This window comes from Pseudomonas fluorescens (assembly GCF_030344995.1).
GTDB lineage: Bacteria > Pseudomonadota > Gammaproteobacteria > Pseudomonadales > Pseudomonadaceae > Aquipseudomonas > Aquipseudomonas fluorescens_BF.
Genome location: NZ_CP128260.1, coordinates 2,213,398 through 2,228,877, shown reverse-complemented (window position 1 = coordinate 2,228,877; position 15,480 = coordinate 2,213,398). Strand labels below are relative to the sequence as shown.

Sequence of the window (15,480 nt, the reverse complement as noted above, 5' to 3'; positions counted from 1 at the left end):
TTCGTGCTGTCACTGTTGTCTTCGCAGGCCATGGATTCAATGACCACAGCGCTCAATGACGTTGACGCGCACGCTCAGACGGACGGTCATCGGTGTTTTGATTAACCGGTTCAGGTGCGCGAGCTGTCTAGCAAACGGGCGGCAAAGAAGCTGGCAATGGGCCTCATGCCTTTTTAATCGCGGCCGGTAGCAAATACATACGAAATGGATCTAAGCGAAGCGTGACGCGGGCCCTAAGGTGAAGATGTACGTCGTTGTCGTCGGGTTTTGCCGAGACAGGCGTTCGCTACAGGAAGTGCAGCGCTTGCCGTCATGGATATGCAGGCAGGTATCAGGAAATAACAAAAAAGGCGGTCAAGCCATGTTCAAACAACCGAAAGTTCGTCAAGCAGGGCTCATTCTTTTCGCCACGACGCTGTTGTTGATTCTGCCGAACCTGACCAAGGTCATCGGCTGATTCAAGCGGCAGGTATTGTTCATCGCCACTGAAAATGTGACTGGCCCGCTACCCGGGCCAGCGTGGCTGTGCCAACCTTTGCGCACTTCCACGACACGGACGGCGATCACTTGAAAACGCTCATTCTGTTCGGGGCCATGCTGCTGAGCATGCCCCTGTCTGCCGCGCAGCTGAACCTGGAGCTGGGCGCGAGCAGCCGCACCTGGCAGACCGAGGAGTTGCTCAAGCATCCTCAGGTACAAACCCTCACGGTCAAGAATGATGTGTCCTACAAGAAGGACATGACTTATCGCGCCGTGCCGATTGCCGCGCTGCTGACCGGCATCAAACCCGAAGATCACCTGCAAGCCGTGGCACTGGACGGTTTTGCCGCAGAGCTGTCCGCCGCGCCGCTACTGAACAACAAAGGCTCACACGCCTGGCTGGCCATTGAAGATCCGGCACAGCCCTGGCCGCCGCTGTCGGAAGGCAAGCACAGCGCCGGGCCGTTCTATCTGGTGTGGACCGATCCGCAGGCCGGCAATATCAGCCCGGAACAATGGCCGTTCGAAGTGGCGAGCATCAAGCGCATGGCGCCGGTGGCCGAGCGCTTCCCTGCCCTGCTGCCGGATCCTGCGTTGAAGGCCGATGACCCGGTGAATCAGGGCTTTGCGCTGTTCCAGAAGAACTGCCTGGCCTGCCATCGCCTGAATGGCGCGGGGGATGCGCAGTTCGGGCCGGACCTGAATATTCCCTATAACCCGACCGAGTACTTCGGCGCGGACTTCCTCAAGCGCTACATCCGCGATCCGCAGAGTCTGCGCCAGTGGCCGCAGGCGAAGATGCCGGGGTTTTACGCCGAAGTGTTGCCGGATGCGGATCTGCAGAAACTGGTGGGGTATTTGCAGCACATGGCCGGGCGCAAGATTGCGCCCGCCAAGTAAATCAACCAAGTCGTTTACTGCTGCTGCACCGAGATGATTGGCGCTGGTGTCGGCGACACCAGCACCTTCGCGTGCATCTGCTCTGAACCGCCGCCCCGGCGCATGCCGCGCACCGGGCAGGCATCCAGATAATCCAGACCCACCGCCAGTTTCAGGTGCCGCTCCGGCCGCGCCAGCTCATTGGTCACGTCAAAGCTGTACCAGGCGTCATCGATCCAGGCCTCGGCCCAGGCGTGGCTGGCCAGATGCTCGCAATCCTCGCTGTACAGATAACCCGACACATAACGTGACGGCACCCCAAGGCTGCGCGCGCAGGCCAGAAACGCATGAGCGTGATCCTGGCAAACACCCGCCCGCCCGGCAAACGCTTCGGCGGCGCTGGTGTCGACTTCGGTGGCGCCCGGCTTGTAGGTCATGTGCTGGTTAAGCCCATGCATCAGGTCGATCAGTGCATTGCGGTCCCGGCGCTGTTTGCAGGATTTCTCGGCAAACGCCCGCAGCGCCTCGTCAGCCTCGGTCAGCCGGGTGAACCGCAGGAATGGCAGCGCCGACTGGCTCTCATGCTCGGCTTCGCGCAACTCGTCGATATCGACCTGCCCCCGGGCACCGATGATGATCGCTTCGTGGGGCTCATCCATGGTCAACACATGCAGGATGTTGCCGAACGGATCGAGCTGGGCGCGCACCGGGCGCGGCAGGTCGAGCTGCCAGCTCAGCACGTGCTGACGCTCGCTGTCGTGGGGTGTCAGGCGCAGGTACTGGATGCTCGCGCGCACCTGATCTTCGTAGTGATAGGTGGTCTCGTGGCTGATGGAAAGTCTCATGCGGCCTCCAGGTAGGAACTGTGAATGGCGTTGCCCAGCTGGCGCACCAGCGGGATGAATTCGGTGAGCCAGGCGTGCAGCCCTTCCTCGAGAATTTCCTGAATGCCGGTGTAGCGCAGACGCGCGTCCATTTCTGCCGCCAGCCTTTGTGCAGGGCGACCGTTGGCCCCCGGCAACTGCGCGAGAATCTGGTCGATTTCCTCGGTGCAGGCCCGGAGGGAACGCGGTACGTCGGCGCGCAATAGCAGCAGCTCGGCGACATGCCGGGCGCCGGGCGCATCGCGATAGATCTCGGTGTAGGCCTCGAACGATGACAGCGCCCGCAACAGCGCACTCCACTGGTAATAGGCGTGAGCGGTGCCGTCGCTGACCGCTTCCGCCTGATCCCCGGCCATTTCGTAGCGAGCATCGAGTAGTCGCAGCGTATTGTCCGCCCGCTCGATAAACGTCCCCAGGCGAATAAAACGAAACGCGTCGTTGCGCATGATGGTGCCGTAGGACGCGCCCCGAAACAGGTGCGAACGTTCCTTGATCCACTCGCAGAATCGACTCATGCCGTAACGGCTGAGGCCCTGATTGGCGATCCCGCGGATCTCCAGCCACGTGGCGTTGATGTTTTCCCACATGTCGGCGGTGATTCGCCCGCGCACCGCATGGGCGCTGGCCCGCGCCGCGCCGAGGCAGCTGTAGATGCTCGCCGGGTTGGCCGCGTCGAGGGCGAAGAAGTGCAGCAAGCGCTCGGCATGCAGCTCGCCGTGACGTTCCAGGTAATCGTCCAGCGTGCCGGTGATCAGCAGCGGCATCGCCAGTTCGTGCAGACCGTCGCCACGGCCGTCCTGCGGCATCAGCGACAGCGAATAGCTGACATCGAGCATCCGTGCGAGGTTTTCCGCCCGCTCCAGGTAACGCGACATCCAGTACAGATCCGAGGCAGTTCTACTTAACATGGCAGGCTTCCTTCAATCCTCGACCACCCAGGTGTCCTTGGTTCCGCCGCCCTGGGATGAATTCACCACCAGAGAGCCTTCACGCAGGGCGACACGGGTCAAACCGCCGGGCACGACCCGGGTTTCGCGGCCGGACAATACGAACGGGCGCAGGTCGATATGGCGCGGCGCAATGCCGTTTTCGACAAAGGTCGGACAGGTCGACAGCGACAGCGTCGGTTGCGCGATGTACGCGTGGGGCTTGGCCTTGATCCGCTCGCGGAACGCATCGATTTCCGCGGTTGTCGCCGCCGGCCCCACAAGCATTCCGTAACCGCCGGAGCCCTGGGTTTCCTTGACCACCAGATCCGGAAGATTGGCCAGTACATGGGAAAGTTCAGACGGATTGCGGCATTGCCAGGTCGGCACGTTCTTCAGGATCGGTTCTTCGTCGAGGTAGAAACGGATCATCTCGGTAACGAACGGGTACACCGACTTGTCGTCCGCCACGCCGGTGCCGATGGCATTGGCCAGCACCACATTGCCGGAGCGATACGATGACAGCAGCCCCGGCACGCCGAGCATCGAATCCGGGCGGAACGCCAGCGGATCGAGGAACGCGTCGTCGAGCCGGCGGTAGATCACGTCTACCGCTTTCGGGCCGTCGGTGGTGCGCATGAAGACTTTGTCGTCGCGCACGAACAGGTCCGCGCCCTCCACCAGTTCCACGCCCATTTCCCGGGCGAGAAACGCATGCTCGAAAAACGCGCTGTTGAACCGTCCCGGTGTCAGCACCACGACACTCGGGTCGTCGATCGGGCTTGAGCTTTTCAGAGTGTCGAGCAGCAGGTTCGGGTAATGGTCGATCGGGGCGATGCGCTGGGCCGCGAACAGTTCGGGGAACAGGCGCATCATCATCTTGCGGTCTTCGAGCATGTAGCTCACGCCGCTCGGCGTGCGCAGGTTGTCCTCGAGCACGTAATACGTGCCGTCGCCGTCGCGCACCAGATCGACGCCGGAGATGTGCGAATAGATATCGCGGTGCAGATCCAGCCCTTGCATCGCCAACTGGTATTGCTCGTTGGCCAGCACCTGCTCGGCAGGAATGATCCCGGCCTTGATGATGCGTTGCTCGTGGTAAAGGTCGGCGAGGAACATGTTCAGCGCCTTGACCCGCTGGATGCAGCCGCGCTCGACGATCCGCCACTCGCTGGCGGGGATGCTGCGCGGAATGGTGTCGAAGGGAATCAGGCGTTCTGTTCCTTGCTCGTCCCCGTAGAGCGTGAACGTGATCCCGGCACGATGGAACAGCAGATCGGCCTCGCGTCGCCGCTGGGCCAGCAGTTCGTCAGGCGTCTCGGCCAGCCAGCGGGCAAACTCCCGGTAATGCGGGCGGATCTGGCCGCCGGCATCGTACATTTCATCAAAATAGGTGCGGATCATGCCGTACTCCTTGTCACCCCGGACATACAGGCCTTCGCAAGGCCCGTGCCATCGGCATAAACGCTTTGATTTCAACCGGTTGGATATTCACGCCACACGCACCGCACCATTCCTGTGCGACAAATGCCCCAACCTGATCGCCCCCGCTTCATTGCGACGCAGTCCCGTCGCCTATCACCAGCATAGTCAGAGTTGATTTCACTGCCCGCCGGCGGCTGCGGATAATCCGCGCATCCGCTGCAAAATCGTCGCTGACGAAGTACGCAGCCTCACTGATCCGACTGCCTCTGCAGCCCTCCCGGCCGTAACCCTGACCGGTTTCCTCTCCTTCCGGTCTTCCCTTTTAGCCACCTTTCAGGTGGCTTTTTTTTGCGCCGGTTTCTTGTTTCAGGGTTTTGCCATGCACTTTCGGGGTGGCAGAAACGACAACGGCCGACCCGAAGGTCAGCCGTAGCTCGACGTGTTGCGAGAGTAATCAGTTCAAACGGTGCCGGTTGCGGATCTCCTGTTTCACGCCCCAGCCTTCGATGATGCCGCCCAAGGGCTCGACCACCGCCGAAAAGCCCTGCTCGAAATCGCCAATGTCGTCGTAGGTTGCGTACATCACCTTGCTCAATTCCAGCGACCAGGCGCCGTCGTCGCGCGCACTGACCTGGGCATTGATGGATTCACCGCGAAATTTGCCTGCCGCCCTGCGCGCCCGCTCCTCGTCCGGGAAAATGGCGTAGAACTCGATGGGATGGAATCGGGAAAAATCGAAACCGCCTTCTTTCATGCGGCGCAGCACGCTGCTGCTGATGTCTTCTTGATAGGCTGTGCTCATGAATCGTCCCCCTCGCATAGATGGATAGACTTTCCGTATTCCCTGCACTGGCCCACAGGGCCCGGGTGCTTACGGCAACCGCGTTGCCGGCGGGAAACAAGCATGTAGCTGACAAGACCAGACCTTAGCGATCCGTTCGCTGATCTCGCTTGCAGAGTAGCCCCAAGATAGAGCCGCTGCCAAGGCCTGGTAAGCAATGTAAAAGAAGATTCAGATTGGGGTGATGCTGCGGATTTCGATGCTGTTCTGGGTTTTCAGGCTTTTTACGCCGGCATCGGCGGTGCGCCCTTCCAGATCGTTCAGGTCAAGCTCTGCGGCGACCGGCAGCAATCGTTCCTTGATGAGGCGGGCTGCCCGTTCATGACTGGGGCATTCCTCACACTCGAAGACTTCGTCGATCGTTTCACCATGATCGTCCACGAAAGTGACTTTCCACTTTGACATCGGAGCCTCCTCGATCAAACCCGCAAGTGGGCTTACACCTATCTCGACTTTTGTCAGGAATGATCGTTCAAAAGGTTTACATCCGCCGAACATGAAAAAAAAGCTATCCATGCGGGAGCGGGCTTGTCCGCGAAAGCGAACGATCAGTCAACTCTACGTTGAATGATAAGACGCCTTCGCGAGCAAGCCCGCTCCCACAGGGGTTTTACGGTGTTTTTAGTCGTTGCTTGGCTTGTTCACCGCTTGCAGCACGTATTGCGGCAAGGCGAAAGCACCGATGTGGATTTCCGGGTTGTAGTAGCGGGTGACAATGCCGCTGCCGATGAAGCGCTGTTGCAGCACTTCGCGGCTCAGCTTGCGGTAGGCCGGGTTGGTCGAGCCCCAGGCGAAGGTCATCGAACCGCCGATGTAGGTCGGCACGGCCGCCTGATAGAAGTGCCAGTCCGGGAACAGGCTGCGCAGGCGGCCAGCGGTGGTTTTCACTTCTTCGATCTGCATGAACGGCGTGCCGTTCTGGGTCACGAGGATGCCGCCCTCGTTCAGGCAGCGGTGGCAGGCCTGGTAGAAGTTTTCCGAGAACAGCACTTCGCCCGGGCCGATCGGGTCGGTGGAGTCGGAAATGATCACGTCGAACTTTTCAGTGGTGGTGGCGACGAAACGCATGCCGTCGTCGATCACCAGGTTCAGACGTGGATCGTCGTAGGCGCCCTTGGAGTGGTTCGGCAGGAACTCCTTGCACATATCGACCACGGTGCCGTCGATCTCGACCATGGTGATGTGCTCGACGCTGGCGTGTTTGGTCACTTCGCGCAGCATGCCGCCGTCGCCGCCGCCGATGATCAGCACGCGTTTGGCAGTGCCGTGGGCGAGGATCGGCACGTGGGTGAGCATTTCGTGGTAGATGAATTCGTCGGCTTCGGTGGTCTGGATCACGCCGTCCAGCGCCATCACCCGGCCCATGCGCGGGTTCTGGAAAATCACCAGGTGCTGGTGTTCGGTGCGCACTTCGTGCAGCAGTTTTTCCATGCGAAAACGCTGGCCGTAGCCTTCGTAGAGGGTTTCCAGGTATTCGCTGGTCTTGGTGACGGTCATGGTGAAGTGCTCCGATGAATGCGCGGGCGCCAATCGTCAGGTTCGATTGCCCGGGAAAGGCGCGCATTCTACGTTGCCGAAGATGACAGGTCGAACCTCAGTTCATCGGCCCGCCCCAACCAGGGTGCGAACGGTCAGATCCGCACATTGCCCCGCGGCCCGGCAATCGCCCAGATGATCAGGCCCAGCACCGGCAGGAGGATGATCAGCAGCACCCAGAGGATTTTCATCCCGGTCTCGGCGCCGCTTTTCAGCACATTGATGATCGCCCAGATGTCGAGCGCAAGAATGATCAGGCCGACCAGGCCGTTGAACGTGGAACCCATGGTGTCGCTCCAGAATAGTGGCATGCACTTTTAGGATAGACGGTCGCGCACAGGGTTCCCTTTTATTGCGTTCAGACGTGAACGGCGACCTTCAGGGCTTCCAGCGACGGCGCGGCGGCAATGCCGACTTCGGCGCACAGTTCCAGCACGCGCGGTACGTCGTTGCCGTAGACCAGCACCACTTGCAGCTCGTCGTCGAGCAACTGGCTGAAGTTCATCAGCGTGTAACCGCCGTTTTCCTTGTTCAGGCTGCTCATCTGCACCTGGATGCGGTTGAGCGCGGTCAGGGCTTCGGTCTTGGCCAGTTGCTTGGGCTTGAGGTTGAACTCGACGCCCGGCCCGAACGAGGCAACGATCTGCGCGAACAAGTCAACGTAGGTGTCGGCCTGGAACAGCACGGTCTCCGGCAGGCTGCCGACCACGACCCACTCGCCCAGCGGAATCGGGAAAGTGTCGTCGTAGTTGATGTCCGGGTTGGCGGTCAGAAAAGCGTCGGCATCGGCGTAGGCCTGTGCCGCTTCGTCAGCGACCTTCAGGATCTCGTCTTCGCCCATGCAGCCAGAGCTGATTTTGCTGATGAGTTCGGCGAGTGCGGCTTTCATGGGGGCGGATCCTGTGGCGAAGGGAATTTTGAGGGCGCGAAGGATAGCGCATTCTCGCCTTCGCCACAGAGCGGGTTCAGCCCAGCAGTTTTTCCAGCTGCGCGGTCGTGTCCACAGCACCCATGGTGCGGGCCGCGTCCAGCGCGGTGATGCCGTTGGCGTCCTTGGCTTTCGGGTCGGCGCCTTGGTCGATCAGGAAATCGACGATTTCAACCCGGTTGAACATCGCCGCCATCATCAGCGCCGTGCGGCCATCGAAGGATGCGCCTTCGATCTGCGCCCCACCGGCAACCAATGCCTTGACCACCGCCAGATCACCCTTGAACGCCGCGCCGGCAATCGGGCTCTGGCCGTTGCCGTTGCGTTGCTCCGGGTCGGCCTTGTGCTTGAGCAGCACTTGCACCGCGTCCACGTGACCGTAATAGCTGGCGAGCATCAGCAGGGTGTCGCCCTTGCTGTTGGTCAGGTTCACCGGCAGGCCGGCCGTGATCAGGCGATCCAGCATCACCGCATCGCCCTCGCGCGCCTTGTTGAATACCTGCTCGGTGAATTCGGCAGCTTCTTCGGGGGTCATCTGGCGGCTTTGGTCGGACATGGGGCAACTCCACTTTCGGTCAATCGGAAAAGCCGATAGTTTCCCGAGCGCGGCGATAGCTGTCATCCCCTTTTTTCCAAGACCGCCGATAGCCAATATCAATAACGGAACTTGCCTGCCCGGATGTCCGCAAGGATTTCATCCGTCACCTGCACGTAGGTTTCGGTTCCCGGCAGCCAGGCATAAATCGGGTCATCGCCTGTCTGGCCGGGGTCGAAGCCTTCGTTTTTCAGGCGGGTCTTCTGATATTTGAAGGTGCCGGTGGTTTCCATTTTCACCTTGACCCGCAAGAACAACGGCACGGCATAGGCCGGCATTCGCTGGCGGGCGAAGGCCAGCAGTTCGGCGAAATCCAGGGTGGCCAGAGATTCGGCCGGGGTGATTGCCGCCATCCCGGCGCGCCCGTTGGTGTTGGGAATTTCCACGCCATAGGCCACCGCTTCGGAAATATGCGGATGCTGGAGCAGCAGGTTCTCGACCTCGGTGGTCGAGACGTTCTCGCCCTTCCAGCGATAGGTGTCGCCGAGGCGGTCGACAAACTGTGCGTGGCCGAAACCGATATTGCGCAGCAGGTCGCCGGTGTTGAAGAAGCGATCGCCCTTGGCGAACACGTCCTGCAATACAACCTTGGCGGTTTTCTGCGGATCGGTGTAGCCATCCAGCGGCGCCTTGTCGTCGATCCGCGCCAGCAACAGGCCCCGCTCGCCCCGGCCGACCTTGCGCATGAACCCGTCATCACCGCGAATCGGCTCGCCGCTGTCCTGGTCGTAGGCGACGAGTTCCCAGGCCATCAGTGAGAAGCCGATGGTGTTGTCGAAATTGAGGATGTTGGTGAAGCCGATATTGCCGTCGCTGGCCGCGTACAGCTCGCAAATGTGATCCACACCGAAACGGGTCTTGAACTCGGCCCACGCGCCGGGCCGCAGACCGTTGCCGATCATCTTGCGCACGTCGTGACGGCTGTCGTCGGCGCTGAGCGGTTGATCCACCAGATACCGGCACAACTCGCCGACGTAGCCGATGGTAGTTGCGCGGTAGCGGCGCACATCGCTCCAGAATTGCCGGGCGCTGAACTTGCGGCGAATCGCGAATCCCGACGCGCCATTGACCGCCGAACCCCAGCACACGCAAAGCCCTGTGGCGTGGTACAGCGGCAAGGTGCAATAGACGATGTCGTCCGGGCGCATGTCGAGGGCGATCATGCCGAAGCTCGCCGAGCTGCGCATCCAGCGCCCGTGCTTGAACACGCCGGCTTTCGGCAAACCGGTGGTGCCGGAGGTGTAGATATAGAAACAGGGGTCGTCGAAAAAAATCTGCCGGCTGCTGGCCGGGTTATCGCCCAAGGCGTCGGCACTGGCGCTGATCAGGTTGATATAGCCCTCGGGCGCGATGCCCGGATGACTGAACGTATCCTGATCGGCGACGAACCAGGCGCGCGCTGCCGGGATCGACACTTGCTCGCGCACCGCCGCAAACGCCGGCAGCAATTCCTCACCGACGACAATCGCCGCTGGCGTCACCAGATTGATGCTGTGGATTAGCGTATCGCGGGTCTGCGAGGTATTGAGCAGCGCACTGACGGCGCCGACCTTGGCCAGGGCCAGAATCGTCACCAGCAATTCCGGGCGGTTCTCGATGAACACCGCCACCACATCGCCTTTGCCGATGCCCTGCCCGATCAAATAATGGGCGATGCGGTTGGCCCACTGGTTGACCTGTGAATAGCTCAGCACCACCTCGCCCGACAACAGCGCGGGGCCATCGGGGTTGCGCAGGGTCGCTTGCTCGAATGTCCAGCCCAGGCCACAGGTTTGGGTCGGATCCTTGACGTTGGCTACCTTCATGCCTTTCACCACCCGAGGGATGGCTTTGGCAATCATCGGCAGTTTGCGGAGCATCATGCCCCAGGTAATCGTGTCGCTCGGCGCGTGGCGCATGGCAGCTCCCGTTCGACCTTGACGTGCAGGCCGGATTTTTATTGTCGGGCAATCGGGTAACGCAACCGGCGCTTCTCGAGCGAGGGTCGAGGCCGAAAATACGTCAGGGCTTCGCGGGCTGTACACGCGGTTTTTGCAATGTTTTGTATCCGCCAGCGCTACAAGGCGAAGCGGGATTGCGGCCGGCCGGAATGGTTCCATCGGATCGACAGCGATCCCGCAAAATGCAGGATGCACGATGGCCATTCATGCAGATTGCACGACGGCCGAAACACACATAATTTATAAATCATTGATTTATAAAGATTTTTAAAAACAGAAATACTGGCACAATCGCTGCAACTCCCTACGCATGCTTGCCATTCAAGTGCATACGGAGCTGAAAGACATGAGCCTGATCCAAGAAAAATTTACCTCCCTGTTCTCCAACTTCGACGTCACCACAGCGCCACGTCCCGATGGCGGGATTCTGCTGACGCTGAAGAGTGCCGACGGCAAAGTGTTCAAACGTGCACTGACCTATCAGCAACTGCATGCCGGCGACCAACTGTCGTGGGCGATCAGCGCGATCCGTCGTGATCTGGCCGAACAAGCCAGCGAGCTGCCGCAGATCGGCATGCTGCAAAGCCAGCAGCGTTTTGCCCTGCCGACCTATCACTCGATGTAATCCGAACACCGTATAAACAGACAGGCCGTGGAGCTTTCGCTTCACGGCCTGTTTTTTTGCGCGTCGATTGTGTGAACTCAGAACGCTTCCGGTTCGATTCCGGTAAAGCTGTCGACGGTCACATGCCCTTCCAGCTCTCCACCTTCACGGGCCAGCCCGCAGGTTTGCAGGCCGGCGGACTGGGCGGCGTCGAGTTCCTGGACGATGTCGGACAGGAACAGGATTTCCGGCGGTTCGACACCGATGGCCTGCTGGATATTGCTGTACGACTGCGCCTCGCGCTTGGGGCCCGATGTGGTGTCGAAGTAGCCACTGAACAGCGGCGTCAGATCCCCGGCTTCCGAGCAGCCGAAAATCAGCTTCTGCGCCTGGATCGAACCGGACGAATAAACGAACAGTTGATACCCGGCCTGATGCCAGCGCTGGAGCGCTTCAACGGCGTCAGGATAAACATGGCCCTTCAGCTGCCCGGCCTGATAACCCTGTTCCCAGACCATACCCTGCAACGCTTTCAGCGGCGTGGCCTTGCGGTCTTCGGCGATCCAGGCCAGCAGAATTTCCACGACCCGCTCGACGTCAGCCTGCGGTTCGTTGCTGTCGCGGCGCACGGCGTCCAGTTGCTCGGCAACGTCAGCACGCTGGGCGTTCTGGCGAACGAAGCCCGGCAGATGTTTCGCTGCATACGGAAACAGCACGTCGAACACAAAACTCACCGCACTGGTGGTGCCTTCGATATCGGTGAGGATGACCTTGATCGACATTGCCTCAGTCCTCCAGACGCGGGAAGCGACCGGCGATGTCTTCGCCGGTGAAGTTGGCAACCCAGCCTTCAGGGTTGTTGAACAGGCGGATCGCCACGAAATGCGGGTTCTCGCCCATGTCGAACCAGTGTTTGGTGCCGGCCGGCACCGAAATCAGGTCGTTCTTTTCGCACAGCACGGCGTAGACGTAATCGTCGATGTGCAGGGTAAACAGGCCACGACCGGCGACGAAGAAGCGCACTTCGTCTTCGCCATGGCGATGTTCTTCGAGGAACTTGGCGCGCAATTCGGCTTTTTGCGGGTGATCGCTGTTGAGGCTGATCACGTCGACCGTGATGTAACCGCGCTCGGTCATCAGTTTGTCGATCTGCTCTTTATAGGCACCGATCACTTCTTCCTGACTGGCGCCGGGCTGGATCTTCGCGGCGGCTTGCCAGCGGTCGAAGCGCACGCCCTGCTCGGCCAGGGTCGAGGCGATGTCTTCGAAATGGGTCAGCACCTTGTTCGGAATTTCGGGGCTGGAAACGTGATAGACGGACAGGCTGCTCATGGGGCATTCCTCGGTATCGGCCTTGCCGTCCGGTTCTTCGAGACCGGTCGGGCACTGCATTCATCAGGCAAATGGGCTGGTTCTGGTGAAGTCAGCCTTGGCGGTTCATGACGCTGCGGGTCTTCAACTCGCATTCAAACAGGAATTCAAAGGCCTCGATCTGGCGCAGCGCATCGCTCATCTGTGCGCCCCAGGTGTAGAGGCCGTGGCCGCGAATCAGATAACCGACGCAATCGGGATGGGCGTCGAGCCAAGGCTGCACCTTGGCGGCGAGGCGCGCAATGTCCTGATCGTTGTCGAAGATCGGCACGCGCACCCGGGATTCGTGGGTCGAGATGCCGCTGAAGGCTTTTTGCAGTTCGTAGTCTTCAAACTCGATGAAGTCTTCGGGCGTCAGGCGCGACAGCACCGTGGCGTTCACCGAATGGGTGTGCAGCACCGCGCCGATCTCCGGGCGCCAGCTGTAGAGCTGGGTATGCAGCAGGGTTTCGGCGGACGGTTTTTTGCCCGGTTCCAGGCTGTTGCCGGACAGGTCGGTGGCGAGCACGTCGTCCAGACCCAACTGGCCCTTGTGCTTACCGGACACGGTCAGCAGCGCTTCGCTCGGCGACAGGCGCGTCGAGTAATTGCTGCTGGTGGCCGGCGACCAGCCGCGACCATAAAGAAAACGCCCGGCATCGACAATTTGCTGGGCAAGCTGTTCACGGGTAAGGCTCATGGCCTGTCCTCTTGCATTCGAATGGCAATGATAACGGCAGCGGCGAGCGCTGCGAGACTGGCAATACTAAAGGTCAATGTCGCGCCGAGGGCATTCCAGCTGTAGCCGGAATACAACGCGCCAAGCGCACCGCCGGTGCCGGCGAGTGCTGCGTACAACGCCTGGCCCTGCCCTTGCTGGCGCGCGCCGAAGCTACGTTGCACGAACGCGATGGCAGCCGCATGAAAGCTGCCGAACGTGGCCGCGTGCAGCACTTGGGCAAACAACAGGACCCAGAGGAACTCGGCGAACGAACCTAGCAGCAACCAGCGCAGCGCCGCCAGCAGAAAACTTGCCATCAGCACCCGCCGCAGGGAAAAACGCGCAAGGATCCGGCTCATGGCCATGAACATCAGCACTTCCGCCACCACGCCGACCGCCCAGAGCATACCGATCACGCCACGGCTGTAGCCCAGTCGTTCGAGGTGCAGGGTCAAAAACGTGTAATACGGCCCGTGGCTCATCTGCATCAGCGCCACGCAACCGTAGAACGCCAAGACCCCGGGATTGCGCAACTGTTTGAGAAAGCCTTCGCCCGTCGGCCGGTTGCCCTGAGGCGGCTGAGCGTTCGGCACCCACAGACTGCTGAGAACGATACCGGCCATGATCAACACCAGCGCCGCCGGATAGATGTCGAGGCTGAGCCATTCGAACAGGCGACCCAAGGCGACCACGGTGATGATGAAACCGATCGAGCCCCAGAGGCGGATCTGACTGTAGCGGGAGGTCTGGCCCTGTAAATGCGCGAGGGTGATGACTTCAAACTGCGGCAGCACCGCGTGCCAGAAGAACGCGTGCAAGGCCATGACCATCGCCAGCCAGGCGTAGGTCTTGCTGACGAAGATCAGCGAGAAGGTCAGCAGCGTACACACCGCGCCAAAGCGCACGATGGCCAGGCGTCTGCCGGTGTAATCGCCGAGCCAGCCCCAGATGTTCGGCGCCACGCAGCGCATCAGCATCGGGATCGCCACCAGCTCGCCGATGCGCGCGGCGCTGAATCCGAGGTGATCGAAGTACAGCGCCAGAAACGGCGCCGTCGAGCCAAGCAAGGCGAAATAGAACAGATAGAAACTGGACAGCCGCCAGTATGGGAGCGCCGCCACGGTCAGACCGCGGCGGCTTTGAGATCACCCATCAAAGCTGACCCAGCACCGGGGTGTTCACGCGCACATCGGCGTTCTGACCACGGTGACGCAGCAGGTGATCCATCAGCACGATGGCCATCATCGCCTCGGCAATCGGCGTGGCGCGGATGCCGACGCATGGATCGTGACGGCCCTTGGTGATCACTTCGACCGGATTGCCGTCGATGTCGATCGAACGACCCGGGGTGGTGATGCTCGAGGTCGGCTTCAACGCCAGGTGCGCGACAATCGGCTGACCCGAAGAAATCCCGCCGAGAATGCCACCGGCGTTGTTGCTGAGGAAGCCTTCCGGGGTCAGTTCGTCACGATGTTCGGTGCCGCGCTGGGCAACGCAGGCGAAACCGGCGCCGATTTCCACGCCTTTGACCGCGTTGATGCTCATCAGCGCGTGGGCCAGTTCGGCGTCGAGGCGGTCGAAGATCGGCTCGCCCAGGCCCGGCATCACGCCTTCGGCAACTACGGTGATCTTCGCACCGACGGAGTCCTGATCGCGGCGCAGCTGGTCCATGTAGGCTTCCAGCTCCGGCACTTTGTCCGGATCCGGGCTGAAGAATGCATTCTGCTCGACCGATTCCCAGGTCTTGAACGGGATTTCGATCGGGCCGAGCTGGCTCATGTAGCCACGAATGACGATGCCCTGGCTGGCCAGGTACTTCTTGGCGATAGCGCCGGCCGCGACGCGCATGGCGGTTTCCCGCGCGGAGCTGCGACCGCCGCCGCGATAATCGCGCTCGCCGTATTTGTGGTGGTAGGTGTAGTCGGCGTGGGCCGGGCGGAACAGGTCCTTGATCGCCGAGTAGTCCTTGGACTTCTGGTCGGTATTGCGGATCAGCAGGCCGATGGAGCAGCCGGTGGTGCGCCCCTCGAACACGCCGGAGAGGATTTCGACTTCGTCGGCTTCCTGGCGCTGGGTGGTGTGGCGGCTGGTGCCCGGCTTGCGACGGTCGAGGTCGCGTTGCAGGTCTTCAAGGGAAATCTCCAGGCCCGGCGGGCAGCCGTCGACAATGGCGACCAACGCCGGACCATGGCTTTCGCCCGCGGTGGTGACAGTGAACAGCTTGCCGTAGGTATTGCCGGACATGCAGGACGCTCCGTGAAATCGAACCCAAATTCGTGATGCGCGCCAGTATACGCAGGCTAACCGAGTAGTTCATCCTCGAACCTTAGCGGTGTGGGTGAGTCCAACCGGCACCTTGGCAAATGATGGC

The 15,480-nt window shown here is 60.9% G+C and carries 17 protein-coding genes; 2 read left to right on the top strand and 15 right to left on the bottom strand.

Annotated features, from left to right (window positions below; all coding sequences use genetic code 11):
* Positions 1-594: 594 nt before the first annotated feature.
* Complete coding sequence (locus QR290_RS10210) at positions 595-1,380, top strand: c-type cytochrome (RefSeq protein WP_289205280.1); 786 nt, start codon at positions 595-597, stop codon at positions 1,378-1,380.
* A gap of 14 nt (positions 1,381-1,394) precedes the next feature.
* Here the strand turns inward: QR290_RS10210 and QR290_RS10205 are convergent, their stop codons facing one another.
* The 10 genes from QR290_RS10205 to QR290_RS10160 form a co-directional block, all read right to left on the bottom strand.
* Positions 1,395-2,204 (bottom strand): transglutaminase family protein, encoded by an 810-nt coding sequence (locus QR290_RS10205; RefSeq protein ID WP_007959971.1) that lies wholly within the window; start codon positions 2,202-2,204, stop codon positions 1,395-1,397.
* Positions 2,201-3,151, bottom strand: coding sequence for an alpha-E domain-containing protein (locus QR290_RS10200; RefSeq protein WP_007959974.1), 951 nt, complete (start codon positions 3,149-3,151; stop codon positions 2,201-2,203). The genes QR290_RS10205 and QR290_RS10200 overlap by 4 nt, the downstream gene beginning before the upstream one ends.
* A gap of 12 nt (positions 3,152-3,163) precedes the next feature.
* Positions 3,164-4,573 carry a circularly permuted type 2 ATP-grasp protein gene (locus QR290_RS10195; RefSeq protein ID WP_039769936.1) on the bottom strand — a complete coding sequence of 470 codons (1,410 nt, stop codon included), beginning with the start codon at positions 4,571-4,573 and terminating at the stop codon, positions 3,164-3,166.
* 475 nt (positions 4,574-5,048) lie between these two features.
* Positions 5,049-5,396 carry a ribonuclease E inhibitor RraB gene (locus QR290_RS10190; protein ID WP_007959978.1) on the bottom strand — a complete coding sequence of 116 codons (348 nt, stop codon included), beginning with the start codon at positions 5,394-5,396 and terminating at the stop codon, positions 5,049-5,051.
* Between the two features lie 210 nt (positions 5,397-5,606).
* Positions 5,607-5,840: a hypothetical protein gene (locus QR290_RS10185; RefSeq protein ID WP_007959980.1), complete on the bottom strand. Its 234-nt coding sequence runs from the start codon at positions 5,838-5,840 to the stop codon at positions 5,607-5,609.
* A gap of 216 nt (positions 5,841-6,056) precedes the next feature.
* A complete protein-coding gene (speE, locus tag QR290_RS10180) occupies positions 6,057-6,932 on the bottom strand; it encodes a polyamine aminopropyltransferase (protein ID WP_007959983.1) in 876 nt (291 codons plus the stop codon).
* A 134-nt stretch (positions 6,933-7,066) separates the two neighbouring features.
* Complete coding sequence (locus tag QR290_RS10175) at positions 7,067-7,258, bottom strand: PLDc N-terminal domain-containing protein (RefSeq protein WP_007959984.1); 192 nt, start codon at positions 7,256-7,258, stop codon at positions 7,067-7,069.
* Positions 7,259-7,329: 71 nt separating this feature from the next.
* Positions 7,330-7,860 carry a hypothetical protein gene (locus QR290_RS10170; protein ID WP_011333215.1) on the bottom strand — a complete coding sequence of 177 codons (531 nt, stop codon included), beginning with the start codon at positions 7,858-7,860 and terminating at the stop codon, positions 7,330-7,332.
* A 76-nt stretch (positions 7,861-7,936) separates the two neighbouring features.
* Complete coding sequence (locus QR290_RS10165) at positions 7,937-8,455, bottom strand: ankyrin repeat domain-containing protein (protein ID WP_085608799.1); 519 nt, start codon at positions 8,453-8,455, stop codon at positions 7,937-7,939.
* 98 nt (positions 8,456-8,553) lie between these two features.
* The gene (locus tag QR290_RS10160) at positions 8,554-10,392 is read right to left on the bottom strand and encodes a long-chain-acyl-CoA synthetase (protein WP_289204823.1); all 1,839 of its coding nucleotides are present in this window, start codon (positions 10,390-10,392) and stop codon (positions 8,554-8,556) included.
* Positions 10,393-10,780: 388 nt separating this feature from the next.
* Here QR290_RS10160 and QR290_RS10155 point away from each other — a divergent pair, with 388 nt between their 5' ends.
* Complete coding sequence (locus tag QR290_RS10155; RefSeq protein WP_041475181.1) at positions 10,781-11,059, top strand: DUF3509 domain-containing protein; 279 nt, start codon at positions 10,781-10,783, stop codon at positions 11,057-11,059.
* A gap of 77 nt (positions 11,060-11,136) precedes the next feature.
* On the opposite strand, the gene mtnC is transcribed toward QR290_RS10155, so the two are convergent.
* From mtnC to aroC, 5 genes are all read right to left on the bottom strand, one after another.
* Positions 11,137-11,820 carry an acireductone synthase gene (gene mtnC, locus QR290_RS10150; RefSeq protein WP_289204822.1) on the bottom strand — a complete coding sequence of 228 codons (684 nt, stop codon included), beginning with the start codon at positions 11,818-11,820 and terminating at the stop codon, positions 11,137-11,139.
* Between the two features lie 4 nt (positions 11,821-11,824).
* Positions 11,825-12,370, bottom strand: coding sequence for a 1,2-dihydroxy-3-keto-5-methylthiopentene dioxygenase (locus QR290_RS10145; protein ID WP_039770173.1), 546 nt, complete (start codon positions 12,368-12,370; stop codon positions 11,825-11,827).
* Between the two features lie 91 nt (positions 12,371-12,461).
* Positions 12,462-13,088, bottom strand: a complete 627-nt coding sequence (locus tag QR290_RS10140) for a methylthioribulose 1-phosphate dehydratase (protein ID WP_085710648.1) — start codon at positions 13,086-13,088, stop codon at positions 12,462-12,464.
* Complete coding sequence (locus QR290_RS10135; RefSeq protein WP_011333208.1) at positions 13,085-14,230, bottom strand: MFS transporter; 1,146 nt, start codon at positions 14,228-14,230, stop codon at positions 13,085-13,087. Before QR290_RS10135 ends, QR290_RS10140 begins: the two co-directional genes overlap by 4 nt.
* A 31-nt stretch (positions 14,231-14,261) precedes the next feature.
* Complete coding sequence (gene aroC / locus QR290_RS10130; RefSeq protein WP_289204821.1) at positions 14,262-15,353, bottom strand: chorismate synthase; 1,092 nt, start codon at positions 15,351-15,353, stop codon at positions 14,262-14,264.
* Positions 15,354-15,480: the final 127 nt, after the last annotated feature.

Excerpts from the sequence above, each read along its gene's own strand:
- QR290_RS10185 (WP_007959980.1), bottom strand. The coding sequence starts at position 5,840 with ATGTCAAAGTGGAAAGTCACTTTCGTGGACGATCATGGTGAAACGATC.
- QR290_RS10200 (WP_007959974.1), bottom strand. The coding sequence starts at position 3,151 with ATGTTAAGTAGAACTGCCTCGGATCTGTACTGGATGTCGCGTTACCTG.
- QR290_RS10165 (WP_085608799.1), bottom strand. The coding sequence starts at position 8,455 with ATGTCCGACCAAAGCCGCCAGATGACCCCCGAAGAAGCTGCCGAATTC.
- QR290_RS10195 (WP_039769936.1), bottom strand. The coding sequence starts at position 4,573 with ATGATCCGCACCTATTTTGATGAAATGTACGATGCCGGCGGCCAGATC.
- QR290_RS10175 (WP_007959984.1), bottom strand. The coding sequence starts at position 7,258 with ATGGGTTCCACGTTCAACGGCCTGGTCGGCCTGATCATTCTTGCGCTC.
- QR290_RS10205 (WP_007959971.1), bottom strand. The coding sequence starts at position 2,204 with ATGAGACTTTCCATCAGCCACGAGACCACCTATCACTACGAAGATCAG.
- QR290_RS10210 (WP_289205280.1), top strand. The coding sequence starts at position 595 with ATGCTGCTGAGCATGCCCCTGTCTGCCGCGCAGCTGAACCTGGAGCTG.
- QR290_RS10170 (WP_011333215.1), bottom strand. The coding sequence starts at position 7,860 with ATGAAAGCCGCACTCGCCGAACTCATCAGCAAAATCAGCTCTGGCTGC.
- QR290_RS10140 (WP_085710648.1), bottom strand. The coding sequence starts at position 13,088 with ATGAGCCTTACCCGTGAACAGCTTGCCCAGCAAATTGTCGATGCCGGG.
- speE (WP_007959983.1), bottom strand. The coding sequence starts at position 6,932 with ATGACCGTCACCAAGACCAGCGAATACCTGGAAACCCTCTACGAAGGC.
- QR290_RS10160 (WP_289204823.1), bottom strand. The coding sequence starts at position 10,392 with ATGCGCCACGCGCCGAGCGACACGATTACCTGGGGCATGATGCTCCGC.
- QR290_RS10155 (WP_041475181.1), top strand. The coding sequence starts at position 10,781 with ATGAGCCTGATCCAAGAAAAATTTACCTCCCTGTTCTCCAACTTCGAC.
- aroC (WP_289204821.1), bottom strand. The coding sequence starts at position 15,353 with ATGTCCGGCAATACCTACGGCAAGCTGTTCACTGTCACCACCGCGGGC.
- QR290_RS10145 (WP_039770173.1), bottom strand. The coding sequence starts at position 12,370 with ATGAGCAGCCTGTCCGTCTATCACGTTTCCAGCCCCGAAATTCCGAAC.
- mtnC (WP_289204822.1), bottom strand. The coding sequence starts at position 11,820 with ATGTCGATCAAGGTCATCCTCACCGATATCGAAGGCACCACCAGTGCG.
- QR290_RS10190 (WP_007959978.1), bottom strand. The coding sequence starts at position 5,396 with ATGAGCACAGCCTATCAAGAAGACATCAGCAGCAGCGTGCTGCGCCGC.